General features: G+C 72.3%; 25 protein-coding genes. 13 read left to right on the plus strand and 12 right to left on the minus strand.

Annotated features, from left to right (window positions below):
- Positions 1-31 precede the first annotated feature (31 nt).
- The 5 genes from sigE (at position 32) to ACIA8N_RS07785 (ending at position 4,857) form a co-directional block, all read left to right on the plus strand.
- Positions 32-790 carry an RNA polymerase sigma factor SigE gene (sigE, locus tag ACIA8N_RS07765; RefSeq protein ID WP_078623434.1) on the plus strand — a complete coding sequence of 253 codons (759 nt, stop codon included), beginning with the start codon at positions 32-34 and terminating at the stop codon, positions 788-790.
- On the plus strand, positions 787-1,677 hold the full coding sequence (locus ACIA8N_RS07770; protein WP_365785306.1) for an anti-sigma factor: 891 nt from the start codon (positions 787-789) through the stop codon (positions 1,675-1,677). The genes sigE and ACIA8N_RS07770 overlap by 4 nt, the downstream gene beginning before the upstream one ends.
- A gap of 77 nt (positions 1,678-1,754) precedes the next feature.
- Positions 1,755-3,566: a trypsin-like peptidase domain-containing protein gene (locus ACIA8N_RS07775; RefSeq protein ID WP_365785304.1), complete on the plus strand. Its 1,812-nt coding sequence runs from the start codon at positions 1,755-1,757 to the stop codon at positions 3,564-3,566.
- A gap of 91 nt (positions 3,567-3,657) precedes the next feature.
- Positions 3,658-4,155: a sec-independent translocase gene (locus ACIA8N_RS07780; protein ID WP_365785302.1), complete on the plus strand. Its 498-nt coding sequence runs from the start codon at positions 3,658-3,660 to the stop codon at positions 4,153-4,155.
- Between the two features lie 75 nt (positions 4,156-4,230).
- Entirely contained in the window at positions 4,231-4,857 is a 627-nt protein-coding gene (locus ACIA8N_RS07785) for a hypothetical protein (RefSeq protein WP_365785300.1), read from the plus strand.
- A 74-nt stretch (positions 4,858-4,931) separates the two neighbouring features.
- On the opposite strand, the gene ACIA8N_RS07790 is transcribed toward ACIA8N_RS07785, so the two are convergent.
- The 3 genes from ACIA8N_RS07790 to ACIA8N_RS07800 are packed head-to-tail and all read right to left on the minus strand — an operon-like array spanning position 4,932 to position 7,952.
- Positions 4,932-6,065 (minus strand): Mrp/NBP35 family ATP-binding protein, encoded by a 1,134-nt coding sequence (locus ACIA8N_RS07790; RefSeq protein ID WP_365785298.1) that lies wholly within the window; start codon positions 6,063-6,065, stop codon positions 4,932-4,934.
- A gap of 44 nt (positions 6,066-6,109) precedes the next feature.
- Complete coding sequence (locus tag ACIA8N_RS07795; RefSeq protein ID WP_365785296.1) at positions 6,110-6,679, minus strand: DUF1003 domain-containing protein; 570 nt, start codon at positions 6,677-6,679, stop codon at positions 6,110-6,112.
- Positions 6,669-7,952 carry a magnesium transporter MgtE N-terminal domain-containing protein gene (locus ACIA8N_RS07800; protein WP_359209025.1) on the minus strand — a complete coding sequence of 428 codons (1,284 nt, stop codon included), beginning with the start codon at positions 7,950-7,952 and terminating at the stop codon, positions 6,669-6,671. Before ACIA8N_RS07800 ends, ACIA8N_RS07795 begins: the two co-directional genes overlap by 11 nt.
- A gap of 357 nt (positions 7,953-8,309) precedes the next feature.
- On the opposite strand from ACIA8N_RS07800, the gene ACIA8N_RS07805 reads away from it, so the two are divergent.
- Entirely contained in the window at positions 8,310-9,068 is a 759-nt protein-coding gene (locus ACIA8N_RS07805) for a hypothetical protein (RefSeq protein ID WP_365785294.1), read from the plus strand.
- Positions 9,069-9,101: 33 nt separating this feature from the next.
- On the opposite strand, the gene ACIA8N_RS07810 is transcribed toward ACIA8N_RS07805, so the two are convergent.
- Together ACIA8N_RS07810 and ACIA8N_RS07815 are read right to left on the minus strand one after the other, a co-directional pair.
- On the minus strand, positions 9,102-9,599 hold the full coding sequence (locus ACIA8N_RS07810) for a hypothetical protein (RefSeq protein ID WP_365785292.1): 498 nt from the start codon (positions 9,597-9,599) through the stop codon (positions 9,102-9,104).
- A gap of 23 nt (positions 9,600-9,622) precedes the next feature.
- Positions 9,623-10,750: a magnesium and cobalt transport protein CorA gene (locus ACIA8N_RS07815; protein WP_365785290.1), complete on the minus strand. Its 1,128-nt coding sequence runs from the start codon at positions 10,748-10,750 to the stop codon at positions 9,623-9,625.
- Between the two features lie 426 nt (positions 10,751-11,176).
- Between ACIA8N_RS07815 and ACIA8N_RS07820 the strand changes: the two genes are divergently transcribed.
- The 4 genes from ACIA8N_RS07820 (at position 11,177) to ACIA8N_RS07835 (ending at position 14,712) form a co-directional block, all read left to right on the plus strand.
- Positions 11,177-11,761, plus strand: coding sequence for a suppressor of fused domain protein (locus tag ACIA8N_RS07820; RefSeq protein ID WP_365785288.1), 585 nt, complete (start codon positions 11,177-11,179; stop codon positions 11,759-11,761).
- A gap of 143 nt (positions 11,762-11,904) precedes the next feature.
- Positions 11,905-12,543: a DUF6758 family protein gene (locus tag ACIA8N_RS07825; RefSeq protein WP_365785287.1), complete on the plus strand. Its 639-nt coding sequence runs from the start codon at positions 11,905-11,907 to the stop codon at positions 12,541-12,543.
- A 336-nt stretch (positions 12,544-12,879) separates the two neighbouring features.
- The gene (locus tag ACIA8N_RS07830; protein ID WP_365785285.1) at positions 12,880-13,743 is read left to right on the plus strand and encodes a PHP domain-containing protein; all 864 of its coding nucleotides are present in this window, start codon (positions 12,880-12,882) and stop codon (positions 13,741-13,743) included.
- Positions 13,744-14,106: 363 nt separating this feature from the next.
- The gene (locus ACIA8N_RS07835; protein WP_030207557.1) at positions 14,107-14,712 is read left to right on the plus strand and encodes a MarC family protein; all 606 of its coding nucleotides are present in this window, start codon (positions 14,107-14,109) and stop codon (positions 14,710-14,712) included.
- A 101-nt stretch (positions 14,713-14,813) separates the two neighbouring features.
- Here the strand turns inward: ACIA8N_RS07835 and ACIA8N_RS07840 are convergent, their stop codons facing one another.
- On the minus strand, positions 14,814-14,966 hold the full coding sequence (locus tag ACIA8N_RS07840; RefSeq protein WP_086024648.1) for a hypothetical protein: 153 nt from the start codon (positions 14,964-14,966) through the stop codon (positions 14,814-14,816).
- 175 nt (positions 14,967-15,141) lie between these two features.
- Here ACIA8N_RS07840 and ACIA8N_RS07845 point away from each other — a divergent pair, with 175 nt between their 5' ends.
- Entirely contained in the window at positions 15,142-16,071 is a 930-nt protein-coding gene (locus tag ACIA8N_RS07845; RefSeq protein WP_365785282.1) for an NYN domain-containing protein, read from the plus strand.
- Here ACIA8N_RS07845 and ACIA8N_RS07850 read toward each other — a convergent pair.
- Both ACIA8N_RS07850 and ACIA8N_RS07855 read right to left on the minus strand, forming a co-directional pair.
- Entirely contained in the window at positions 16,055-16,954 is a 900-nt protein-coding gene (locus ACIA8N_RS07850) for an alpha/beta hydrolase (RefSeq protein WP_365785280.1), read from the minus strand. The genes ACIA8N_RS07845 and ACIA8N_RS07850 overlap by 17 nt on opposite strands.
- Positions 16,955-17,057: 103 nt before the next feature.
- Positions 17,058-19,760, minus strand: a complete 2,703-nt coding sequence (locus tag ACIA8N_RS07855; RefSeq protein ID WP_365785278.1) for a DEAD/DEAH box helicase — start codon at positions 19,758-19,760, stop codon at positions 17,058-17,060.
- Positions 19,761-20,246: 486 nt separating this feature from the next.
- On the opposite strand from ACIA8N_RS07855, the gene ACIA8N_RS07860 reads away from it, so the two are divergent.
- The gene (locus ACIA8N_RS07860) at positions 20,247-20,969 is read left to right on the plus strand and encodes a ferritin-like fold-containing protein (protein WP_030548523.1); all 723 of its coding nucleotides are present in this window, start codon (positions 20,247-20,249) and stop codon (positions 20,967-20,969) included.
- Between the two features lie 36 nt (positions 20,970-21,005).
- On the opposite strand, the gene ACIA8N_RS07865 is transcribed toward ACIA8N_RS07860, so the two are convergent.
- The 4 genes from ACIA8N_RS07865 to ACIA8N_RS07880 all read right to left on the minus strand — a co-directional run bounded on the left by ACIA8N_RS07865 (position 21,006) and on the right by ACIA8N_RS07880 (position 22,884).
- A complete protein-coding gene (locus tag ACIA8N_RS07865) occupies positions 21,006-21,275 on the minus strand; it encodes a hypothetical protein (RefSeq protein ID WP_365785275.1) in 270 nt (89 codons plus the stop codon).
- 200 nt (positions 21,276-21,475) lie between these two features.
- Complete coding sequence (locus ACIA8N_RS07870) at positions 21,476-21,703, minus strand: DUF3107 domain-containing protein (protein WP_030207540.1); 228 nt, start codon at positions 21,701-21,703, stop codon at positions 21,476-21,478.
- Between the two features lie 127 nt (positions 21,704-21,830).
- Positions 21,831-22,490, minus strand: coding sequence for a TetR/AcrR family transcriptional regulator (locus tag ACIA8N_RS07875; RefSeq protein ID WP_030548521.1), 660 nt, complete (start codon positions 22,488-22,490; stop codon positions 21,831-21,833).
- A 175-nt stretch (positions 22,491-22,665) separates the two neighbouring features.
- Positions 22,666-22,884 carry a hypothetical protein gene (locus ACIA8N_RS07880; RefSeq protein WP_365785273.1) on the minus strand — a complete coding sequence of 73 codons (219 nt, stop codon included), beginning with the start codon at positions 22,882-22,884 and terminating at the stop codon, positions 22,666-22,668.
- Positions 22,885-23,010: 126 nt separating this feature from the next.
- On the opposite strand from ACIA8N_RS07880, the gene ACIA8N_RS07885 reads away from it, so the two are divergent.
- A complete protein-coding gene (locus tag ACIA8N_RS07885; RefSeq protein ID WP_365785271.1) occupies positions 23,011-23,979 on the plus strand; it encodes an alpha/beta hydrolase in 969 nt (322 codons plus the stop codon).
- Position 23,980: the final 1 nt, after the last annotated feature.

Consider the following 23,980-nt stretch of genomic DNA (forward strand, 5'->3'; position numbering starts at 1 on the left):
TTCTTATCCGGAGCTAACGGGCGAGGTGGCTATGGTAGGGGCTCCGCTGGACACCACCAGAGCCGACAGGGGAGGTGCGGCTGCGCCTGTGGATCGGGGAGGAGTGCTTCGGCGTCTTCTCAGGTCGGCGGGTGAGCCGAAATCCGTGACCGACACCGCTGACCGTTTCCGCACCACCGACTCCGCTCCCACCACCGCGACCTTCGCATCGGATGCGGAATCGCAGGCGTGGACTCCGCCCACATGGGAGGAGATCGTCAGCACGCACAGTGGCCGGGTCTACCGTCTCGCCTACCGCCTCACGGGCAATCAGCACGACGCCGAGGACCTCACCCAGGAGGTCTTCGTCCGCGTCTTCCGCTCGCTGTCGACGTACACGCCGGGCACCTTCGAGGGCTGGCTGCACCGCATCACCACCAACCTCTTCCTCGACATGGTCCGTCGCAAGCAGCGCATCCGCTTCGACGCGCTCGCCGACGACGCGGCCGAGCGGCTGCCCAGCCGCGAGCCCTCGCCGCAGCAGGTCTTCAACGACACGCACTTCGACGCCGACGTACAGCAGGCCCTCGACACCCTCGCGCCGGAGTTCCGCGCGGCCGTCGTCCTCTGCGACATCGAAGGACTGTCGTACGAGGAGATCGCCGCGACCCTCGGCGTGAAGCTCGGCACCGTCCGCAGCCGCATCCACCGCGGCCGCTCCCACCTGCGCAAGGCGCTCAAGCACCGCTCGCCCGAGGCACGGGCGGAGCGTGCCCTGGCCTCCGTCGGATGGGAGGCAGGGACAGCGTGAGCCTCACTCGCCCTTCGTCACCGACCCCCGCGGAGCAGCACCTCGGGGACCGGCTGGCCGCGCTCGTCGACGGCGAACTCGGCCACGACGCCCGTGAGCGGGTCCTCGCCCACCTCGCGACCTGCGCCCGCTGCAAGGCGGAGGCGGACGCGCAGCGCACCCTCAAGAGCGTCTTCGCCTCCGCGGCGCCCCCGCCGCCCTCCGAGGGCTTTCTCGCCCGCCTCCAGGGCCTCCCAGGGGGACCCGGCGAACCGGGAGCCCCCGGCGGGCCGCGCAGCCCCCTTGAGCAGTTGCTCGGCGCGGGCGGAGTGAAGTCCGACGGCTTCGCCACGGCCGCCGTCGTCACCCCGGAGCCCCCACGTACCGGCTTCCGCATCCACGAGGTCGGTGACCGCGCGTCGGGACCATCCGGGCGCGGGCGGCGCTTCGCCTTCGCGGCGGCCAGCGCGGTGTCGTTCGCGGCCATCGCCCTCGGCGGCACCCTGCCCCTTGAGGCCTCGGTGAACGCGAGCGGACGCGGCGGCCAGGGCGCGGGCACCGCGGTCACGCCGCTGCGTGCCACCGCGACAAGCCCCGGCGGCGGCGCACCCGTCACCAGGGGCGCACGGTCCGGCGACCGCTCGGGCGCCCAGTCCGTGGACACCGCACAGGTGAATCCGACCGCTCCGCTGTCTCCCGTCGCCCCGGCGGCGGCCGGGACTCCGGGCACCGCCCCCATGGGCGCGTTCCACCCGGACGTGGTGAGCCTCCACCGGCGCGCCCCGCAGCCGTTGACGGCCCTCTCGCCGTTCATACGACCGACGAGTCCGGTCCTTCAGCTCGCCCTCGCCCCGGGGCCCAGCCCGGCGCCGAGCCCCGCGGCGACGCCGCTCGGCTCCCCCCGCTGAGCCGCGACCTGGTTGAATCCAAGGACAGGGGCGCCCGACCCAGGGGCGCGGACGGGTCAGCGGGTTGCGGGGAGAGCATGAACAACGGGAAGCCGAACTGGTGGAGCCGGCCTTCGAGCGCACCGGAGGCCGCGCGGATACCCTCGCCGCCTCCGGCCGACGGAGACGGCGACTTTCCGCTGCCCGCGCCGCAGCCGCCGACCGAAAGCCCGGTGGGCGGCCCGTCGGACGCGTCGGACGCCTCGCCGGTGACGGACGTGACGGATGTGACGCACGCGGAGGGCGAGGCGGGCCCTTCGGCCACGCCCGCCGCCGAGGCCGTTGACACTCCGGGGCCCGCCCCCGCGCCCCCCGTGCAGCTCACCAAGTCCGAACCTCCCGCTCAGGCGCCCGAGGCCCCGACGACCGACGCCCCGGCACCTGAGGCCCCGGCCCCCCAGGCTCCGGCGCCCGAGGCCGCCCCGGCCGCGCAGCCCGCGCCCCAGCCCCTGCACGCCCCCGACGAGTACCGGACGCCGCCCTACGGGGAGCCGGGGCCCTGGGCGCCCGCCCCGCCCGTACAGCGCCCGCCGGCGCCCGTACCGCCACAGCAGGCCCACGTACCCCCCGTACCGCCGCAGCCCTACCCGCACCCCCAGCCTCACGCCCACTCGCAGCCCCAGCCCCACAGCGCCGGCATGCCGCCGCAGGCCGCCGGCGCGCCCTGGATGCAGTACGACCCCTGGGGTGCCGACGGCGCCGGGCTTCCGCCCGCGCCCGTGAAGAAGAAGAAGTCCCGCAAGGGGCTCGCCGTCGCGGGAGCGCTGGTGTTCGCGCTCGTCACCGGAGTCATCGGCGGCGGGGTCGGCGCGTACGTCGAGCGGAACGGCGGCATCAGCACCGTCGAACTGCCGCAGGCGGACGCCGGGGACACCGGCCGGGCGCCCGACAGCGTGGCCGGGATCGCGGCCAGCGCCCTGCCCGGCGTGGTCACCCTGCACGTCAAGGGCGGCGGATCGGCCGGCACCGGCACCGGCTTCGTGCTGGACACCAAGGGCCACATCCTCACCAACAACCACGTCGTCGACGCGGCCGAGTCCTCCGGGGACATCTCGGTGACCTTCTCCAGCGGCGAGACCGCCCGCGCCAAGCTCGTCGGCAAGGACAGCGGCTACGACCTCGCCGTCGTCCAGGTCACCGGAGTCTCCGGCCTCAAGCCGCTGCCGCTCGGCAACTCCGACAACGTCCGCGTCGGCGACCCCGTCGTCGCCATCGGCGCCCCCTTCGACCTCTCCAACACGGTCACCTCCGGCATCATCAGCGCCAAGGAGCGCCCGATCACCGCCGGCGGCGAGAAGGGCGACGGCAGTGACATCAGCTACGTCGACGCCCTGCAGACCGACGCGCCCATCAACCCCGGAAACTCCGGTGGCCCACTTCTCGACTCCAAGGCCCGGGTCGTCGGCATCAACAGCGCGATCCGCGCGGCCGGCGGCGGGTCCGGCGAGGGTGAAGGCGGCGGTGGACAGGCCGGTTCCATCGGCCTCGGTTTCGCCATACCGATCAACCAGGGCAAGCGCGTCGCCGAGGAGCTCATCAACACCGGCAAGGCCACCCACCCCGTCATCGGCGTGAGCCTCGACATGCAGTTCAACGGCGACGGTGCCCGCGTGGGAGAGAAGGGCAAGGACGGCTCCGCCGCCGTCACGCCCGGCGGCCCGGCGGCCAAGGCGGGCCTCCGGCCCGGCGACGTCATCACCAAGGTCGACGGCCAGCGGGTCCACAACGGCGAGGAACTGATCGTGAAGATCCGTGCCCACCGCCCCGGCGACCGGCTGGAACTCACCCTCACCCGCGACGGCAAAGAGCTGACAAAGACGCTGACGCTCGGTTCCTCGCAGGGCGCCTGAGTGCCATGCGGTGGACACCGGAAGGTACCCGTCCGGCGGTTTCGGCGGGTACCGTGGACCGGGCCCTTGACCGGCATGAAGGAGCTACTAGGTGTTCAGCGACATAGGCGCACTCGAGCTGGTGACGCTCGTGGTCCTCGCCGTGCTCGTCTTCGGGCCGGACAAGCTCCCGAAGGTCATCCAGGACGTCTCGCGCTTCATCCGGAAGGTCCGTGACTTCTCGGACAGCGCCAAGGCGGACATCCGCAGCGAGCTGGGTCCGGAGTTCAAGGACTTCGAGTTCGAGGACCTCAACCCCAAGACGTTCCTGCGCAAGCAGCTGGACCAGAACGAGGACCTCAAGGAGCTCAAGGAGCTGCGCGGCAGCTTCGACCTCAAGAAGGAGATGAACGACGTCGCCGACGCGGTGCACGGCCGCGAGCCGCAGCCCTCGGCCGTCAACGGCTCCGCGGTCAACGGCTCCCCGGCGAACGGCCTTCCGGCGAGCGGTGCCGCCGCCGGCGGCACCCCGGACCTGCTGAAGAAGCAGGATAAGCGAGACGATCAGGGCGCCGCGGAGCGTCCGCCGTACGACTCCGACGCGACCTGACGACGGGCTGTCACCGACCCGACGCGTCGCGGTGGCTATCCTCGCCTGTGTTGACGGAACGAGGAGGCGGCCTAGATGGAGACCACGAGTCGGGTGGAGGGCGTACCCACGGCCCGGCGGACCGCCGAGGGCTATCTGCGCGCGCCCTTCGCCTGGTACGGCCTCGACGAGGCGTTCACCGGGCCCCGCTGGCTGATGCAGGTCGGTACGGCGGCGGACGGCAGCGTGCAGCACGGGTCGACCGGGCACGGTGACGCGCCGTCCATAAAGTCGGACGCGAGCGCCGCGGAGAAGGAGCGGTTCGCGGTCGTGGTGACGGTGGCGGCGAGCCCGGTACGACGGACCGGCGACGGGACCGGCGTCCTCGACGCCACCACCGTCTCCTCCGCCGCCTGGCTGGCCGGCTCGGGGCTGCTCGTCCACACCTGGCCCGCGTCGCTCGACCACGCGACGCGCGACAACTGGCTGGACCAGCAGACCGAGACGGCCTTCGAACTGGCCGACGACCTCGACGGGCCCGAGTGGTCGACGCTGTCGCTGCCGGTGGACGGCGTGCCGATGCCGTTCCACTACCGGGAGTCCGAGTTCGGCTGGGTCCTCGCCGGATCCGCGACGGGCGTCCACCTGGGGGCGTACGGGCGGGGGATGAGCGCGTACGGGCTCGGGTTCTCGCAGATCAAGGATCTCGACGCGTACGCCTGACGGCATGAGAAGACGCGTACGCCTTACGGCATGAGAAAGGGCGCCCCCGGCAGGGGGCGCCCTTTCTCATCGCCTCAGAACTTGTTGCGCGGCGTGATGCCCAGGCTCATGCCCGAGAGGCCACGCGCCCGGCCGCCCAGCTTGCCGGCGATCGCGCGGAGGGCCGCGCCCGCCGGGGAGTCCGGGTCGGACAGGACGACCGGCTTGCCCTCGTCGCCGCCCTCACGGAGCCGTACGTCGATCGGGATCGAGCCCAGGACCGGGACCGTCGCGCCCGTGGTCCGGGTGAGGCCGTCCGCGACCCGCTGGCCGCCGCCCGTGCCGAACACGTCGACCATCTCGTCGCAGTGCGGACACGGCAGGCCCGCCATGTTCTCGACGACGCCGACGATCTTCTGGTGGGTCTGGACGGCGATCGAACCGGCCCGCTCGGCGACCTCGGCCGCCGCCTGCTGCGGGGTCGTGACGACCAGGATCTCCGCGTTGGGGACGAGCTGCGCGACCGAGATCGCGATGTCGCCCGTGCCCGGCGGCAGGTCGAGCAGGAGGACGTCCAGGTCGCCCCAGTACACGTCCGCGAGGAACTGCTGGAGCGCGCGGTGCAGCATCGGGCCGCGCCACACCACCGGGGCGTTGCCCGGAGTGAACATGCCGATGGAGATGACCTTCACGCCGTGCGCGGACGGCGGCATGATCATGTTCTCGACCTGGGTCGGACGCCCGTCCGCTCCCAGCATCCGAGGCACGCTGTGACCGTAGATGTCGGCGTCGACGACACCGACCTTCAGCCCGTCGGCGGCCATCGCCGCGGCCAGGTTCACGGTCACGGAGGACTTGCCGACACCGCCCTTGCCGGAGGCCACCGCGTACACCCGGGTCAGCGACCCGGGCTTCGCGAACGGCACCTCGCGCTCGGCGCTCGTGCCGCGCAGCGCCGCCGCCAGCTCCTTGCGCTGCTCGTCGCTCATCACGTCGAGCGTGACGTCGACGCCGGTGACGCCCTCGACCCCGGAGACGGCGTCGGTCACGCGCTGCGTGATGGTGTCCCGCATCGGGCACCCGGAGACGGTCAGGTAGACCGTGACGGCGACCCTGCCGTCCGGTTCGATCTCCACCGACTTGACCATGCCGAGCTCAGTGATCGGTTTGTTGATCTCGGGGTCGTTCACCGTCGCCAGTGCTTCGCGCACCGCGTCTTCCATAGCCATACCGACGATGGTACGGCGCCGACCACCGGCCCATGAAAGGCCTGTCAACGGTCGGGTACGTCACTTCCGTGGGTGTCGCCCGACGGGAATAGATCCCGGCGCTCCTCGAGCTCCCTGATGAGGTCCTGGAGCTCCGAGCGGATCCAGTCGCGCGTGGCGACCTCGCCGAGGCCCATCCGGAGCGCCGCGATCTCCCGCGTCAGGTACTCGGTGTCGGCGATCGACCGCTCGTTCTGCTTCCGGTCCTGTTCGAGATTGACCCGGTCCCGGTCGTCCTGCCGGTTCTGGGCGAGCAGGATCAGCGGCGCCGCGTACGAGGCCTGGAGGGACAGCGCGAGCGTCAGGAAGATGAACGGATACTCGTCGAACTTCAGCGGTCCCGGCGCGAAGATGTTCCAGAGGACCCAGACGATGATCGTCAGCGTCATCCAGACGAGGAACCGGCCCGTCCCCAGGAAGCGCGCGATCCGCTCCGACATGCGTCCGAACGCCTCGGGGTCGTACTCCGGGAGAAACCGGGCCCGCCGCTCGCGCGGCAGGTCGAGCCGGATGCGGGGAACCGTCCGCTCGCGCTCCCGTTCGCGCTCCCGGTCCTGCGTGCGCTCAGCCGCCATGCCCCGCCCCCTCCTCGTGGAACTCGGTCTCCCGCCAGTCCTCCGGCAGCAGATGGTCGAGCACGTCGTCGACGGTGACCGCGCCGAGCAGCGAACCGCTCTCGTCCACGACCGGCGCCGCGACCATGTTGTACGCGGCGAGATAGCTGGTGACGGCGGGCAGCGGGGTGTCCGGGCCGAGCGGCGGCAGATCGCTGTCCACGAGCGAGCTGACCAGCGTGAACGGCGGGTCGCGGAGCAGCCGCTGGAAGTGCACCATCCCCAGGTACTTGCCCGTCGGCGTCTCGTCCGGCGGGCGGCACACGTACACCTGCGCGGCGAGCGCCGGGGACAGGTCCTGCTGCCGCACCCGGGCGAGCGCGTCCGCGACGGTGGCGTCCGGCCGCAGCACGATCGGCTCGGTCGTCATCAGACCGCCCGCCGTGCGCTCCTCGTACGCCAGGAGCCGGCGCACGTCGGCGGCGTCGTCCGGCTGCATCAGGGTGAGGAGCCGCTCCTTGTCCTCCTCGGGCAGCTCGGACAGCAGGTCGGCCGCGTCGTCGGGGTCCATCGCCTCCAGGACGTCGGCCGCGCGCTCCTCCTTCAGCTTGCCGAGGATCTCGATCTGGTCGTCCTCCGGCAGCTCTTCGAGGACGTCGGCGAGCCGGTCGTCGTCGAGCGCGGCGGCCACCTCGGCGCGCCGCTTGGGGGAGAGGTGGTGCAGCGCGTTGGCGAGGTCGGCGGGGCGCAGCTTCTCGAAGGTGGCGAGGAGGCTCTCGGCGCCCTGCCCGTGCTCTTCGAGGGAGAAGCCGGTGACGGCGGACCACTCGACGGTCAGCGTCTCGCCCTTGCGGCTCAGGACCCCGCCCTTCCCCTTGCGGACGAAGACCTTGTCGATCTCCCAGTCGCGGCGGGCGGGCAGCTGCTGGATGGCGACGTCGAGGACGGTGACCTCCTCGCCCTCCTGGCCGCCGGGGCCCACGAGCCGGACCCGGCGGTCGAGGAGCTCGCCGAGGACGAGCCGCTCGGTGGGGCGCTGCTCGAAGCGGCGCATGTTGACGACGCCGGTGGTGATGACCTGTCCGGACTCGACGCCGGTGATCCGGGTCATCGGGACGAACACCCGGCGGCGGCTGAGGACCTCCACGACCATGCCGAGCAGCCGCGGCGGCCTGCGTCCGACGCGCAGCATCGCCACCAGGTCGCTGACGCGTCCGACCTGGTCGCCGACGGGGTCGAAGACGGGGACTCCCGCGAGGTGGGATACGAAGATCCGGGGGGCGCCTGCCGCCATGCCACGCGCCTCCTCGGTGCCGCACGATTCGAGCCGATGCGGATCGGCGCGGGTCCCCGCGGGGCGACGAGAGTCGACCCGGGCCCACGATGATCAGCAGGGCATTGCCTGGTTCAGGCTAGCTCGTGCCGTTCCGGCCCGCCCTGGCAGCACCTCCGTACGGCTGCCGCAGGATCGGTCTCCCGGCCCGGGTACGCTGCGGTCTGCCGTTCCCCCCAGCTGTTCCCCCCACCATCGGCTCCGGCACCGGACCCGGTCGTTCCGCCGGGCCGGGAGCGCGGTAGTCTCCCCGGCCCCGGCAGGTCCGTCCAAACCTGCGGCCCGTCGGCTCCCCCCACGACACGAGAGGCAGCGCAGATGACCGTTCGCACCCCGTCATCGCGTATCCGCAGGGCGGTCACGCCCCTGGCGCTCTGCGCCGGACTGGCGGTGGGACTGACGGCCTGCGCGGCCGATCCCGACGAGGGGACCAACGGGGTCGGGAGGCTCTCGGCGCCCGAGATCGAGGGCAAGGCGCGCTCCGCCGCGAACACGGCGAGGGCGGTACGGCTCGCCGGAACCCTGGTCAGCAAGGGCGACACGTTCAAGCTGAACATGCGCCTCAAGCAGGACGGCGCCACGGGCTCGGTGACGACGAAGAACAGCACCTTCGAGCTGCTGCGGGTCGGCGACGCGCTCTACCTGAAGGCCGACGCGGGCTTCTGGAGCCATGAGGCCCAGGACGACGGCACGCCGACGGACGCGGACACCGAGGCCGCCGACAAGCTCGACGACAAGTACGTGAAGGTGCCGCAGGGCGACCCCTCGTACAAGCAGCTCCGCGGCTTCACCGACATGGACCTGCTCCTCGACGGGCTGATCGGCCTGCACGGCGACAAGGTCAAGGGCGACCGGGACCAGATCGGCGGGATCCGTACGGTCAAGGTCAAGGGCGGCCAGGACGGCGACGGCGGCACCCTCGACGTGGCCCTCGACGGCACCCCGTACCCGCTGCAGTTCGCGCGGGGCGGGGGAGCGGGCATCGTGGTGCTCTCCGAGTGGAACAAGGACTTCCCGCTCGCCGCGCCGTCGAAGGAGGAGACCCTCGACTACGGCAAGCAGCTGCCCCGGACCTAGGGCCTGTCGTTTGGATCAGGCCCTAGGGGCCTGCTAACGCCTGCGGCGCCTGAGCAGCAGCTTCGGGAGCCCGGACGGCACCGGGTCGCGGGTCGTGGCCCCGGAGGGCAGCGGTACGGCGGCCAGGGAGCCGTCCGGCAGCTCCGTGGTCGCCTCGCGCGGGTCGAGCCGCAGGACGCGGCACTCGCGCGCCCAGCGGCCCGTCATGGCCTCGCCGTCGGGCGCGTTGAGCCGCTTGCCCTTCAGCTCGGCGACCGCCGCGTCCCACTCCTCGGTGCCGGGGGACAGTTCGCGTACGGCGGCCGTCCAGGCGACGAGCCGGCCGCCCTTGTCCTTGCTGCGGACCGTCACCTCGGCCGTACCGCCGTCCACCAGGCCCGGCAGCGGCTGCTCGCCGGGGCCGTCGCCGACGACGCACGCGGCGCCGTCGTGCCAGACGTGCCAGAGCGCGCGGGCGGGGCCGGTGCCGCGCACCCAGACGAGGCCGGACTTCTTGGTGGCCTCCTCGACGAGGAAGAGCTCTTCGGTCATGACCCGAAGCCTAACGGCAGGCCCTACAGCCAGCCGTTGCGCTTGAGGGTGCGGTGGATGGTGAAGCAGATGACCACGATGCCGGTCAGCACCATCGGGTAGCCGTACTTCCAGTGCAGTTCGGGCATGTGGTCGAAGTTCATGCCGTACACGCCGCAGACCGCCGTGGGGACGGCGACGATCGCCGCCCACGAGGTGATCTTGCGCATGTCCTCGTTCTGCGCGACGGTCGCCTGCGCCAGGTTGGCCTGGAGGATCGAGTTGAGGAGCTCGTCGAAGCCGACGACCTGTTCCTGGACGCGGGCGAGGTGGTCGGCGACGTCACGGAAGTACTTCTGGATGTCGGGGTCGACGAGCCGCATGGGCCGCTCGCTGAGCAGCTGCATCGGGCGGGCCAGCGGCGTGACGGCCCGCTTGAACTCCAGCACCTCGCGCTTGAGCTGGTAGATCCGTCCGGTGTCGGCGCCCCGGGTGGAGCCCTTCGCGGCCGGCGAGAAGACGTCGATCTCCAGCTGGTCGATGTCGAGTTCGACGGCGTCGGCGACCGCGATGTAGCCGTCGACCACGTGGTCGGCGATGGCGTGCAGCACGGCCGAGGGGCCGTGGGCGAGCAGTTCCGGCTCGCTCTGGAGGCGGTGCCTGAGGTTGCGCAGGGAGCCCTGGCCGCCGTGCCGGACGGTGATGACGAAGTCGGGGCCGGTGAAGCACATGACCTCGCCGGTCTCCACGACCTCGCTGGTCGCGGTGAGTTCGGCGTGCTCGACGTAGTGGATCGTCTTGAAGACGGTGAAGAGGGTGTCGTCGTAGCGCTCCAGCTTGGGCCGCTGGTGGGCGTGGACGGCGTCCTCGACGGCGAGCGGGTGCAGCCCGAACTCGGCCGCGATACCGGCGAATTCGGCTTCGGTGGGCTCGTGCAGGCCGATCCAGGCGAAGCCGCCGCTCTCGCGCACCTGGCGCATCGCGCCCCGGGGCGTGAGGCATTCGCTGTCGTCGACGCGGCGCCCGTCTCGGTAGACGGCGCAGTCGACCACGGCGCTGGAGGCCGAGTGGTCGCGGGTGGGGTCGTACGAGGTGTAGGTGGTGGGGGTCTTGCGCAGGGGGTGCCGCAGGCTCGGGCGGACGGCTGCGCGCAGGTCACGGATCATCGACATGGGCATGCTCCTTCACGGAGAGGCCGTCGGCGAGCGTGGCACAGCCCGGAATGGGGACGTGGAGCTACGTCGTCCACAAAGCGGGCGGCACCGAGGGATCGCGGTGACGGCGTTCGCTACAGACAGGCAAAGGCGAGATGCTCTTCCGTCGTGCGAGATGCCGGGGAGAGGGGTCCGTCCGGAGGAGGACCGGAATCACCGGAGAGTCGTACGCACCTGGCTGGGGTGCGGGGCGGAAGAGCGGCTGGTACTGCCCGACCGACTTCGGTCCATCGCAGCCCCACCTCCTCCGGCCGGTCCCTCGTGAGGGATGACGTGTGACGAGTAGTCAGGAGTTCGGGACTCCCGACCAGCGGCCAAGACTATCAGCCGACAGAGGGTCAATCCCTTCCTTTGCCCGTTCCATACGCGCTTTATGCTCAACTCATGGGACAAGTTCTTGCTCTGGTCGAGGCCCGGCTGCGTACGGCGCTCGGTGAACCGGACGCGCGGGCCGCGGTGACGTTTCTCGGCACGGACCGGATCGAGGTACTCCGGTTCATCGACGGAGACCTCGTGCGGTACGCGACGCTCGGGATGTCCGCCCAGCCGATGGCCGACCCGACCGCCGCGCTCGCCGACCCGGTGAAGGGCCCGCGCGCCGAGCTCGTCCTGACGGTACGGGCCGGACTCGCCGACACCGACAAGGTGCTGCGCCCGCTCGCCGTCCTCGCCTCCACCCCTCAGGTCGAGGGCGTCGTCGTCGCCCCCGGCGCCTCGCTCGACGTCGGCGAGCCGCTCTGGCCGGGCGCCGCCTTCAGCTCCGTCCTCGTCGCCGAGTCCGGCGGCCTGGTCGAGGACCTGGAACTCGACGAGCCCATGGACCCGGTGCGTTTCCTGCCGCTGTTCCCGATGACCTCGAACGAGGCCGCGTGGAAGCGGGTACACGGGGCCCAGGCCCTTGAGGAACGCTGGCTGGCGAAGGGCACCGACCTGCGCGATCCGCTGCGCCGGTCCGTGGACCTGGACTGAGCGCAGGGCCGCCGCGCGCCCGCGGACGTCCGGCGGCGGGCGGGGTTCCGCCCGGCGACCGAGGGTGAACGTCACGGGCCGGACGGGTGATCGTCGGTGATCGTCCTTGACGCCGGGCCCCGGTGGTAGGACCGTTGAGCCCTATGAGGGGCGAACCCAGTTGTCCGAAGTGTGGTGGCCGGGTCAGGGCGCCCGGGCTGTTCGCCGACTCCTGGCAGTGCGACGTGCACGGCGCGGTGCACCCGCTCCAGCCCGTGATCCCGCCCAGTGTCGAGGCTCTCGGTGTCGTCGTGCACCGGTCCCTGGTACCGGTGTGGATGCCGTGGCCCCTGCCCGTCGGCTGGCTCTTCACCGGAGTGGCGTACGCCGGTGACGACCGCAGCGGAGGCCGGGCGACCGCCGTGGCCTGCTCGGGACCGGGACCGCTCGGTGGGATCGGCGAGCTGCTGCTGATCGCGGAGGAGCTCGGAGTCGGCCTCGGGGCGCGGTACGCCGGCATCGACGGCCCCGACCCGGGTCCCGGTATGGCGATCGACAAACCCCCGCAGACGAAGGTGCTCGCCGCCGGGCGGCCCACCCCGCTCTGGCACGTCAACGGCACGCCCCACGACCGCGCGGTCTTCGCGGGGGAGGCGCGCGGCCTCTGGCTGTGGGCGATCGTCTGGCCCGAGCAGTCCGGCCTCCTGATGTACGACGAGCTCGTCCTGACGGACCTGCGGGACGCGGGCGCCGAGGTCGAACTGCTGCCGTGCGGGGCGCTGACACCGAGGCTGCTCGGTTAGGGGGTGTCTTGCCGATCAGGCCGGGCTCGCGGGGTCTGGCACCGCGCCTCGCCGCGTTGTCGTCACTCTCCCCCGAGCTCTCGGCTTCGCTCGAGCAGGGCGGTACCCCCACGGCTCCGCTGTGACTCCCTCCTCCGCCTTGCGATCCACGGCACCAGACCCCGCTCCCTGATCCGGCCTGATCGGCAAGACACCCCCTAGGGCCTGTCGTTCGGATCAGCCTGGATCGAGCCGGATCCGGGCGCATCGGGTCGTGACGTTCCGTACGGGCGTGTTCGATTCGCCCGTTATGCTGGAGCGTCCCCTCGTCCGTGCCGAGTTCCTGGAGTCCGCGTCGTGCGCATCGATCTGCACACCCACTCCACGGCATCCGACGGTACGGACTCCCCGGCCGAACTCGTACGGAACGCCGCGGCCGCGGGACTCGACGTCGTCGCCCTCACGGACCACGACACCACCCGCGGCCACGCCGAGGCGATCGAGGCGCTGCCCGAGGGGCTGACCCTCGTCACCGGCGCCGAGCTGTCCTGCCGGATCGACGGCATCGGCCTGCACATGCTCGCCTACCTCTTCGACCCCCTGGAGCCCGCGTTCCTCGCCGAGCGCGAGCTCGTCAGGGACGACCGGGTGCCGCGCGCGCGGACCATGGTCGGCAAGCTCCAGGAGCTCGGCGTCCCCGTCACTTGGGAGCAGGTCGCCCGGATCGCGGGCGACGGTTCCGTGGGCCGCCCGCACATCGCGGAGGCCCTCGTCGAGCTCGGCGTCGTACCCGACGTCTCGGGGGCGTTCACCCCCGAGTGGCTCGCCGACGGCGGCCGGGCGTACGCCGGGAAGCACGAGCTGGACCCGGTCGAGGCGATCCGCCTGGTCAAGGCGGCCGGCGGCGTCACCGTCTTCGCGCACCCGCTCGCCGTCAAGCGCGGCCAGGTACTGCCCGAGGCCTCGATAGCCCGGCTCGCCGAGGCCGGGCTCGACGGCATCGAGGTCGACCACATGGACCACGACGAGGCGACGCGCGCACGGCTGCGCGGGCTCGCGAAGGAGCTCGGTCTGCTGACCACGGGCTCCAGCGACTACCACGGCAGCCGCAAGACCTGCCGCCTCGGCGAGTACACGACCGACCCCGAGATCTACGGCGAGATCACCCGCCGCGCCGCCGGGGCCTTCCCCGTGCCCGGCGCGGGGGGAATCACCGTCTAGGGCCTGTCCGACCCTGATCCGCCGGACAGGCCCTAGGGCCCGGTCCGAAGGACGGGCCTGGTCGCGGGGGACCTCCGTACGGTCCCGGGTCGGGCTCCGTCCGGTCCGGGCCGGGCTCTCGTCGGTCCCGGGTCGGACTCTCTCCGTCCGTTCCCCGCCGTCCCACCGCTCCGGCGGCAGGCCTTCGTGCCCGCCGCCTCCCGCGTGACGTGCGCCCGCCCACCCGCGTACCCCTCGCGCCGCCCGCGTCCGGCTCCCTGCCGTACGGCGGCGGCGCTCACCCTGCCCTCCCGACGGAATCCCACATTCCGGCGGCACGGGCGACACCCCACCGTTCCACCTCTCCGGCAAGGCACCCCCACCGTGTTCGACGTCGCCGTCTTCGGCTCGCTCTTCCTGACCCTCTTCGTCATCATGGATCCCCCCGGGATCACCCCGATCTTCCTCGCCCTCACCTCCGGCCGCCCGGCCAAGGTGCAGCGGCGGATGGCCTGGCAGGCCGTCGCCGTGGCCTTCGGTGTCATCACCGTCTTCGGCATCCTCGGCCAGCAGATCCTCGACTACCTGCACGTCTCCGTCCCCGCGCTGATGATCGCGGGCGGTCTCCTGCTGCTGCTCATCGCGCTCGACCTGCTCACCGGCAAGACCGACGAACCGAAGCAGACCAAGGACGTGAACGTCGCCCTCGTACCGCTCGGCATGCCGCTGCTCGCCGGCCCCGGCGCGATCGTCTCGGTCATCCTCGCCGTGCAGAACGCCGACGGCGCCGCCGCGCAGGTCTCCGTCTGGGCCGCCATCGTCGCCATGCACGTCGTGCTCTGGCTGACCATGCGGTACTCGCTGGTGATCATCCGGGTCATCAAGGACGGCGGCGTGGTCCTCGTGACGCGGCTCGCCGGCATGATGCTCTCCGCCATCGCGGTGCAGCAGATCATCAACGGCGTCACCCAGGTGATCCAGAACGCCTGAGCGGCGCCCGCCGGACGCCCCGGACGCCACTGCGCCCCCGTACGGATTCCGCTGCTGCGGAGTCCGTACGGGGGCGCGGTGCGTGGTGTGGACCTGGCGCGTTACGAGGCCGAGGTCTCGGCGGGGCGGATCCAGATGCGCTGGCCGATCGATGCGGCCTGCTGCACGATCCGATTGACGGAGGCGGCGTCCACGACGGTCCGGTCGACGGGCGTGCCGTCGATGTCGTCGAGTCGCAGGATTTCGAAGCGCACGGGCTTCTCCCTTCGTCTGAGTTGATCCTCCTGATGGAGAACTGCGTTACGTAGGGGTACAACGAGGTGGCCCCTACAAACATTCCTTACGCTAAAGAAAATTTTTGGATTGCTAACTACTACCGGGTAGGAGGATGTGGCGGCGGGCCCCCGAGGAGCGGACAATGAGGCCCGTATGAACGACGCAGACACCGCCCAGGTGACCGAGACCGACGCCCGCCTTCGCGCCCTCGACGCGCGCGTGGAGCGCACCAATGAGCTCCTCCAGCGGATGCTGGCCGAGGTCGCCAAGACCCCTTCTACCCATGCCATCTTCGTCGACGCAGGTTACGTCCATGCTGCGGCCGGGTTGCTGGTGGTGGGAACCGAGGACCGGCGCTCCTTCGACCTCGACGCCGAGGGCCTCATCGAGGCCTTCATCGACAAGGCGCGCACGATCTTCGCCGACAGCAGGCTGCTCCGCGTCTACTGGTACGACGGCGCCAGGCGCCGTATCCACACCCCCGAGCAGCAGGCCATCGCCGAACTCCCCGACGTCAAGGTCCGCCTCGGCAACCTCAACGCCAACAACCAGCAGAAGGGCGTCGACTCCCTCATCCGCACGGACCTGGAGTCCCTCGCCCGCCACCGCGCCATCAGCGACGCCGCCCTCGTCGGCGGCGACGAGGACCTCGTCTCGGCCGTCGAGGCGGCCCAGGGCTACGGCGCCCGCGTCCATCTCTGGGGCATCGAGGCCGCCGAGGGACGCAACCAGGCCGAGGCGCTCCTCTGGGAGGTCGACAGCCAGCGCACCTTCGAACTGGAATTCTGCCGCCCTTACGTCACCCGCCGCCCCGTCACCACGTACGAGAACGAGGGCGAGCCGCCGCCCTCCCGCGAGGAGGTGCGTTTCGTGGGCGCCCAGATCGCGGCGACCTGGCTCGGTGAGCGCGGCCGGGACCGGCTCGCCGAACTCCTCCCGAGCGCGCCCTACCTTCCGGGACCGGTCGACCAGGACCTGCTCGTCGAGGCGGAACGCCTGCTCAGCCGCTCCCTGCGCGGCCACGCCTCACTCAGGCGCTCCCTGCGGGACGGCTTCTGGCAGCACCTCAAGGCGCAGTTCTGACACCGTGGCCCACGGCCCCGACGGCGGCCGCCCGTTCCCAGAACGCGGTGAGCCGGTCGGCCAGCTCCCGCGCGTGCGACACGTTGGGGGAGTGGCCGGCGCCCGCCACCACCGTGTGGTGCGCGCCGGTGCGGGCCGCCGCCGCGGCCAGATCCGCGACGGGCCAGACCATCTCGTCCGCCCCGTAGGCGATGTGCAGCGGTGTCCGCAGCGCGAGCAGTTCGTCCGTACCGTCCCGACGGTCGAGCAACAGCCTCCCCGCGCCCGACAGTTGAGCGATGCGGGTGCGCATCCAGCGCCGCTCGAGGAAGCCCGCGAGCTGCGGGGCGTCGTCCGTGTCCGGTTCCTCGCCCCGGCTGTCCAGCCAGCACATCGCCTGCCACACCCGTTCCTTCGGCAGCAGCGCGAGCGAGCCGCGCAGCACCCGCACCCGGATCCGCTGCGGCCTCGCCATCCGGCCGGGCCCCGAGGAGAGCAGGGTGAGGGAGAGGAAGGCGGCCGGGGCGACCGACGCCGCCTCGCGGGCCACCAGGCCCCCGAAGGAGTGGCCCAGCAGATGGACGGGGCCGTCGCCGAGCGCCGAGGCCTGTGCCACCGCGTCGAGCGCGAGCGCCCTGCGGCGGTACGCGGCCCGGCCCCGGCAGCCCCGGGACTCGTACTGGCCCCGCCCGTCGACGGCCACGGCCCGGTACCCGGCCTCGCTCAACGGACCGAGGAGCGCCAGGAAGTCCTCCTTGCTGCCGGTGTACCCCGGCAGCAGCAGCACCGTCCCGCGCCGCTCGCCCAGCGGCTCCGTGTCGAGCGCGGCGAAGTCGCCCCGCGCGGTCACCAGCGGGCGGGCGCGGGTGCGGGGCGGCAGGACGAGGGACCGGGGCTTGCTCATATCTGGACTGTAACCGGAGGCGGCCCCGCCGGGGCGGTCGGTGGACGCCACTGCGGCCCGGCCCCTGGTGAGGGGCCGGGCCGCAGCGGTGAGACGGACGGGATCAGCTCTCGGGCTGAGCCGCCGCCTTCTTCGTGGTGCGACGGCGCGGGGCCTTCGGGGCCTCGGCCGTGGCGGTCTCGCCGGTCTCGACAGCCGTGACGACCGGCTCGGCGGCCTTCTTCGTCGTACGGCGGCGCGTCGGCTTCTTCGGCGCGTCCGCCGCGTCCGGCGTCTTCGGCTCGGAGGCGTCGGGCGCCTCGGCGGCGACCGTCTTCCTGGCCGCCCGGCGACGGGGAGCCTTGGGGGCCTCCTCGACGACCGGGGCGGGCGCGGCGGCGGTCTCGGCGACCGGCTCCGCGACGGCCTTCTTGGCCGCCCGGCGACGGGGAGCCTTCTTGGGCTCCTCGACCGGAGCCTCGGCGGCGGGGGCCTCGACGACCGGTGCCTTGACGACCTCGGCGACCGGGGCCGGAGCGGCCTCGACCACCGGGGCGGACGGAGCCACCGCGAGGGGCTCCGCGACGATCACCATCTCGGCGGCCTGGGCGGAGCCGGCCGGCGAACCGGCGGCCTTGCGGACCACGCGGCGACGGGCGGGCTTCTTCGGCTCCTCCTCGACGACCGGCGCGGGCGCGGCCTCGACGACCAGCGTCCCGACGGCTTCGGTGGCGCCGGCCGGCGAACCGGCGGCCTTGCGCACCACACGACGGCGGCGCGGCGCGGGAACCTCGGCCGTGACCTCGGCGGCGGGCGCGACGACCTCCGCGGCGGGCGCGACGGTCTCGGTCACCACCGGAGCGGCGACAGCGGTCTCGGCGGGTGCCACGACCGGCTCGGAGACGGCCTTCCTGGCCGTACGGCGACGGGGAGCCCTCTTCGGCTCCTCGACCGGGGCCTCGGCGACCGGGGCCGGAGCGGCCTCGACCACCGGAGCGGCCGCGGCGGCGCGCAGGGCGGCGGCCGCGGTCTCGACCGTCTGGAACGAACCCGTGTCCTCGACCGGCCGGGCCACGCGGGGCCGGCGGCGGCGCGGGACCGGGGCCGACTCCTGGGCCACGGGGGCCGGGGCGGCCGGGGTGGCCCTCACGGCCTCCGGACGGGCGGCGATACGGCCACGACGGCGCGGCGCCTTCGGCTCGGCCGCCGGAGTCTCGGCGACGGGGGCCGGAGCGACGGGGGCCTGGGCGACGGGGGCCTGGGCGACGGGTGCCGGGGCGGCCTCCACGAACGAGGCGACCGTGACGGCGGGGGCCGCCTTGACCGCCTGGGCGACCGGAGCGGCCTGGGCGACCGGAGCCGCCTGGGCCGCCGGAGCCGCCTGGGCGACCGGGATGCCCGCAGGCGCGGAGCCGGGGGCACCGACGCGGGTGCGACGGCGACGGCGCGGGGTGCGCGGGCCGGACTCGGCCGGAGCCTCGTCCGTCACCGTCTCGACGGCGGGAGCGGCCGACACCGGGGCGTCGGACTCGCCGCCACGGGTGCGCCGGCGCTGACGCGGGGTCCGCGTCCGCTCCGGGCGCTCCTCGGTGCGCTCGGGCCTGTCGGACTTCGGGCCTCGCGCACGGCGTCCGCCGGGCTCGCCCAGGTCCTCGAGCTCCTCCGCGCCCAGGCCGGCGCGGGTGCGCTCGGCGCGGGGCAGGACGCCCTTGGTGCCCGCCGGGATGTCCAGCTCCTCGAACAGGTGCGGAGAGCTGGAGTACGTCTCGACCGGGTCGTGGAAGTCGAGGCCGAGCGCCTTGTTGATGAGCTGCCAGCGCGGGATGTCGTCCCAGTCGACCAGCGTGACGGCGGTGCCCTTGTTGCCCGCGCGGCCGGTGCGGCCCACGCGGTGGAGGAACGTCTTCTCGTCCTCGGGCGACTGGTAGTTGATGACGTGGGTGACGCCCTCGACGTCGATGCCGCGCGCGGCGACGTCGGTGCAGACGAGGACGTCGACCTTGCCGTTGCGGAAGGCGCGCAGCGCCTGCTCGCGGGCGCCCTGGCCGAGGTCGCCGTGGACCGCGCCGGAGGCGAAGCCGCGACGCTCCAGCTGCTCGGCGATGTCGGCCGCCGTGCGCTTGGTGCGGCAGAAGATCATCGCGAGCCCGCGGCCGTTGGCCTGCAGGATGCGGGAGACCATCTCCGGCTTGTCCATGTTGTGCGCGCGGAAGACGTGCTGCTTGATGTTCGCGACGGTCACGCCCTCGCCGTCGGGCGAGGTGGCGCGGATGTGCGTCGGCTGCGACATGTAACGGCGGGCCAGGCCGATGACCGCGCCCGGCATGGTGGCCGAGAACAGCATCGTCTGACGCTTCGGCGGAAGCATGTTCATGATCTTCTCGACGTCGGGCAGGAAGCCCAGGTCGAGCATCTCGTCGGCCTCGTCCAGGACGAGGACCTTGACGTGGGAGAGGTCGAGCTTGCGCTGGCCCGCCAGGTCGAGCAGGCGGCCGGGGGTGCCGACGACGACGTCGACGCCCTTCTTCAGCGCCTCGACCTGGGGCTCGTACGCCCGGCCGCCGTAGATGGCGAGCACGCGCACGTTCCGCACCTTGCCGGCGGTCAGGAGGTCGTTGGTGACCTGCTGGCACAGCTCGCGGGTGGGGACGACGACGAGCGCCTGCGGGGCGTCGGTCAGCTGCTCGGGCTTGGCCCGGCCGGCCTCGACGTCCATGGGGACGGTCACGCGCTCCAGGATCGGCAGACCGAAACCGAGGGTCTTGCCGGTGCCGGTCTTGGCCTGGCCGATGACGTCGGTGCCGGTGAGGGCGACCGGAAGGGTCATCTCCTGGATGGGGAAGGGGTTGACGATGCCGACGGCCTCAAGGGCCTCGGCCGTCTCGGGAAGGATTCCGAGGTCTCGGAAAGTCGTAGTCAGGGTGCTGCCTCTTCTGTGAGACGCGGTGCGAGGCGAACGAAGGGGGTCGTACCGTGCCGTGGACACTTCCGGTGGGATCGTGGAGATCACTGCCGGGTGGCACGGGACCACTGCCGTCGCTCGAGCGTCGTACCGCTGAGGGTGACCCTTCCGCGGGTCCGCCGGAAGGGCTGTCGGGCCGGAGCCGATCGGGCCACCGACCGGGCATCCTCATTCATGAGTCGGCCCGCTGAACACGTCCGAACGTGCGAAAGCATGTCCGCATACTCAGCAGGCGCTTTATCACTGTACCCCGGAATCGCGCATGTGTGTCGGGAGAAATGGCGATGAGGGCACGGTCACACTGGCTGACCAGCGCCTTCCGCGGAGGCCGAGCGGGCTATTGTGCGGTTCATGGAGACGCCTGACAACGCCACGCCCACCGGTATCGCCGCCAAGGACTGGGCGGCGGCATCCGCCGAGCCGCAGTACCGCGCCGCCGTGATCGACCTCCTCGGCGCCCTCGCCTACGGAGAGCTCGCGGCCTTCGAGCGGCTCGCCGAGGACGCCAAGCTGGCGCCGACCCTCGCGGACAAGGCGGAGCTGGCGAAGATGGCCTCGGCCGAGTTCCACCACTTCGAGCGGCTGCGGGACCGCCTCGCCGCCGTGGACGCCGAGCCGACCGCCGCCATGGAGCCGTTCGCCAAGGCGCTCGACGACTTCCACCGCCTGACCGCGCCCTCCGACTGGCTGGAGGGCCTGGTCAAGGCGTACGTCGGCGACTCGATCGCCAGCGACTTCTACCGTGAGGTGGCGGCCCGGCTCGACTCGGACACCCGCGGGCTCGTCGTCTCCGTGCTCGACGACACCGGCCACGGCAACTTCGCCGTGGAGAAGGTGCGCGCGGCGATCGACGCGGACCCGCGCGTCGGCGGACGGCTCGCGCTGTGGGCGCGCCGGCTGATGGGCGAGGCGCTCTCGCAGGCCCAGCGCGTGGTCGCCGAGCGCGACGCGCTCTCGACCATGCTGGTCGGCGGTGTGGCGGACGGCTTCGACCTCGCGGAGGTCGGCCGGATGTTCTCCCGGATCACCGAGGCGCACACCAAGCGGATGGCCGCGCTGGGCCTGGCCGCGTAACGACGCAGGAAGGTGCGGAGGGGCGGGCCGCGCCCCTCACGCCGCCGCTGATCGGCGCAGCCGGCGGGTCGCCGGGCGGATCAGCAGCGACAGCAGGACGGCCGCCACCGCCACCGCGCCGATCAGGGTGGCGAGGAAGTGGCCGGGCCCCAGTGCCCCGTGGGTGACGAGCGCGCCGAACACCCCGCCGAGCGTGCCGGTGGCGAGGACTCTGCCCCGGACGGGGAGGCGGTCGGCGAGCCGCTGCACGGCGACCCAGGCCAGGGCGAAACCGAGCAGGGCGGAACCGAGGGCTTCCAGCAACAAGGGATCACCTCGCGGGTGCTGCGGGGCGGGTGGTGCGGTCGGGAACCTCCTACCCCAGCGGGCCGGAACGCAATCCTCCTGTACGCCCTGACGTGGCCGAACGGGGCATCGCCGCCCATGGCGGACAAGAGCCGTGCCGGATACGCGAAAGGCCCGGTGGACCATGACGGTCCACCGGGCCTCTCCCGTAGATCCTGGGCTCAGAGCGCGCCGAAACCCACGCGGCGCACGGCGGGCTCGCCGAGCTCCACGTACGCGATCTTCTCGGCCGGAATGAGGATCTTGCGGCCCTTCTCGTCCGAAAGGCTGAGCAGCTGCGCCTTGCCGGCCAGTGCGTCGGCGACGGCGCGCTCCACCTCCTCGGCGGACTGCCCGCTCTCCAGAACGATCTCCCGGGGTGCGTGCTGCACGCCGATCTTGACCTCCACGGCTATGTCCCTCCGAACGGTCAGCGTTGCGCGATTCCCCGCGCCGTACGCTGCACACATTAGCCCGGTGAGGGGACGCGTACGGCTCAGTCGGCGCACGCCAGGAGCGAACACACCACGGGAATGTTCAGTGACCCTCGGCGCTCAGCTGGCCGTCCACCGGGTGCAGCGGGAAGCCCGCGATGCCGCGCCAGGCGAGCGAGGTGAGGAGGCCGACCGCCGTGTCGCGGGGGATCGCGGACTCGCTGGACAGCCAGTAGCGGGCGACGACCTGGGAGACGCCGCCGAGGCCCACGGCGAGCAGCATCGACTCGTCCTTGGACAGACCGGTGTCCTCGGCGATGACGTCCGAGATCGCCTCGGCGCACTGCAGGCTCACCCGGTCCACGCGCTCGCGTACGGCCGGTTCGTTCGTCAGATCGGACTCGAAGACCAGCCGGAAGGCGCCGCCCTCGTCCTCGACGTACGCGAAGTAGGCGTCCATCGTGGCCGCGACCCGCAGCTTGTTGTCGGTGGTGGAGGCCAAAGCCGTGCGGACGGCGAGAAGGAGGGACTCGCAGTGCTGGTCGAGCAGGGCCAGGTAGAGCTCCAGCTTCCCGGGGAAGTGCTGGTAGAGCACCGGCTTGCTGACGCCCGCCCGCTCGGCGATGTCGTCCATCGCGGCGGAGTGGTAACCCTGGGCGACGAAGACCTCCTGGGCCGCGCCGAGGAGCTGGTTCCGTCGGGCACGTCGCGGCAGGCGCGTGCCCCGAGGGCGTGCTGCCTCTGTCTGCTCGATGGCGCTCACGCGGCCTCCCAAAAATCGATCCATGCGCGCTGTCGCACGCGCCGCCATCGTACTTTTGGGTAACCCGGCTGTGCGCGGTGCGAACGCAGAATTTCACGGACCGGACGCCCGGGTCGACAGTCGATTCAATATTAAACCGAACAAACCGGCGAGAATATCGGCGAGAGCCGTCCGCTCAGCGGTAGTCGTCCTCGTCCAGGGTCACCACCCGCGCCTGTTCGGACGCGTCGGCCTCGTTCGCCGAGTCGCGCTCGACATGGGTGAGCGGCTCGTCCTCCCGTTGCTGCAGTTCGGTGTGCTGCTCGGCGGCGTCGGCCTCCGGGGTCTCCTCGTCCAGCACGACGTCCTCTTCTTCTTCGGTGAACGTGTCCGGCTCGGTCGGATCGACGGTCATGCGGTTCCTTCCGGCGGGTACGGATGGCCCTCCCTACGAGCCTAGGAGCACTCGCGCCCCGCCGCACACGCACCTGTGACCGCACCCACACGTCCGCGCGCGTGATCGTCTCGTAATATTGCGGCCATGTCGTCGACCGAGCTGCCGGAAACCCGGACCGCCGCCGCACCAGCCGCGCCGCGCACCACCCGCGCCGTACGTGTCGCCGACGGCGAGGAGCTCCGCTCCGTGTCGCTGCCCGGGCTGACCCTCACCGTGCGCGCCCGGCCGGGCACCAAGGCCGCTCTGCCGCCCGCGCTGTACGTCCACGGCCTCGGCGGCTCCTCCCAGAACTGGTCCTCCCTGATGCCGCTGCTCGCGGACGTCGTCGACGGCGAGGCGGTCGACCTGCCGGGCTTCGGCGACTCGCCGCCGCCCGACGACGGCAACTACTCGGTCACCGGGCACGCCCGCGCCGTCATCCGGCTCCTGGACTCCACGGGACGCGGCCCGGTCCACCTCTTCGGCAACTCGCTCGGCGGCGCCGTCGCCACCCGCGTCGCCGCGGTCCGGCCGGACCTGGTCCGCACCCTCACCCTCGTCTCGCCGGCCCTGCCCGACCTGCGCGCCCAGCGCACGGCATGGCCCACCGCGCTGCTCGCGGTGCCCGGCGTCGCCTCCTTCTTCGCGAAACTCACCAGGGACTGGTCGGCCGAGCAGCGGGTGCGCGGCGTTCTCTCGCTCTGTTACGGAGACCCCGGCCGGGTCACCGACGAGGGCTTCCGGCACGCCGTCGAGGAGATGGAGCGGCGCCTGGAGCTCCCGTACTTCTGGGACGCCATGGCCCGCTCCTCGCGCGGCATCGTCGACGCGTACACGCTCGGAGGCCAGCACGGGCTGTGGCGCCAGGCGGAACGGGTTCTCGCGCCGACGCTCCTCGTGTACGGCGGACGCGACCAGCTCGTCTCGTACCGGACGGCCCGCAAGGCGGCCGCGGCCTTCCGCGGCTCGCGCCTCCTCACCCTTCCCGAGGCGGGGCACGTGGCGATGATGGAGTACCCCGAGACGGTCGCCCAGGCCGCCCGGGACCTGATCGCCGATCACGGCGGGAGCTGAT

It is taken from the genome of Streptomyces sp. NPDC051822, assembly GCF_044452745.1.
In the GTDB taxonomy this organism is placed as follows: domain Bacteria; phylum Actinomycetota; class Actinomycetes; order Streptomycetales; family Streptomycetaceae; genus Streptomyces.

Coding starts and splice junctions, on each gene's coding strand:
- ACIA8N_RS07775 (WP_365785304.1), top strand. CDS start 1,755: ATGAACAACGGGAAGCCGAACTGGTGGAGCCGGCCTTCGAGCGCACCG.
- ACIA8N_RS07855 (WP_365785278.1), bottom strand. CDS start 19,760: ATGACCCTTCCGGTCGCCCTCACCGGCACCGACGTCATCGGCCAGGCC.
- ACIA8N_RS07790 (WP_365785298.1), bottom strand. CDS start 6,065: ATGGCTATGGAAGACGCGGTGCGCGAAGCACTGGCGACGGTGAACGAC.
- ACIA8N_RS07810 (WP_365785292.1), bottom strand. CDS start 9,599: ATGACCGAAGAGCTCTTCCTCGTCGAGGAGGCCACCAAGAAGTCCGGC.
- ACIA8N_RS07825 (WP_365785287.1), top strand. CDS start 11,905: ATGAGGGGCGAACCCAGTTGTCCGAAGTGTGGTGGCCGGGTCAGGGCG.
- ACIA8N_RS07885 (WP_365785271.1), top strand. CDS start 23,011: ATGTCGTCGACCGAGCTGCCGGAAACCCGGACCGCCGCCGCACCAGCC.
- ACIA8N_RS07850 (WP_365785280.1), bottom strand. CDS start 16,954: ATGAGCAAGCCCCGGTCCCTCGTCCTGCCGCCCCGCACCCGCGCCCGC.
- ACIA8N_RS07845 (WP_365785282.1), top strand. CDS start 15,142: ATGAACGACGCAGACACCGCCCAGGTGACCGAGACCGACGCCCGCCTT.
- ACIA8N_RS07820 (WP_365785288.1), top strand. CDS start 11,177: ATGGGACAAGTTCTTGCTCTGGTCGAGGCCCGGCTGCGTACGGCGCTC.
- ACIA8N_RS07860 (WP_030548523.1), top strand. CDS start 20,247: ATGGAGACGCCTGACAACGCCACGCCCACCGGTATCGCCGCCAAGGAC.
- ACIA8N_RS07800 (WP_359209025.1), bottom strand. CDS start 7,952: ATGGCGGCAGGCGCCCCCCGGATCTTCGTATCCCACCTCGCGGGAGTC.
- ACIA8N_RS07880 (WP_365785273.1), bottom strand. CDS start 22,884: ATGACCGTCGATCCGACCGAGCCGGACACGTTCACCGAAGAAGAAGAG.
- ACIA8N_RS07805 (WP_365785294.1), top strand. CDS start 8,310: ATGACCGTTCGCACCCCGTCATCGCGTATCCGCAGGGCGGTCACGCCC.
- ACIA8N_RS07785 (WP_365785300.1), top strand. CDS start 4,231: ATGGAGACCACGAGTCGGGTGGAGGGCGTACCCACGGCCCGGCGGACC.
- ACIA8N_RS07815 (WP_365785290.1), bottom strand. CDS start 10,750: ATGTCGATGATCCGTGACCTGCGCGCAGCCGTCCGCCCGAGCCTGCGG.
- sigE (WP_078623434.1), top strand. CDS start 32: ATGGTAGGGGCTCCGCTGGACACCACCAGAGCCGACAGGGGAGGTGCG.
- ACIA8N_RS07795 (WP_365785296.1), bottom strand. CDS start 6,679: ATGGCGGCTGAGCGCACGCAGGACCGGGAGCGCGAACGGGAGCGCGAG.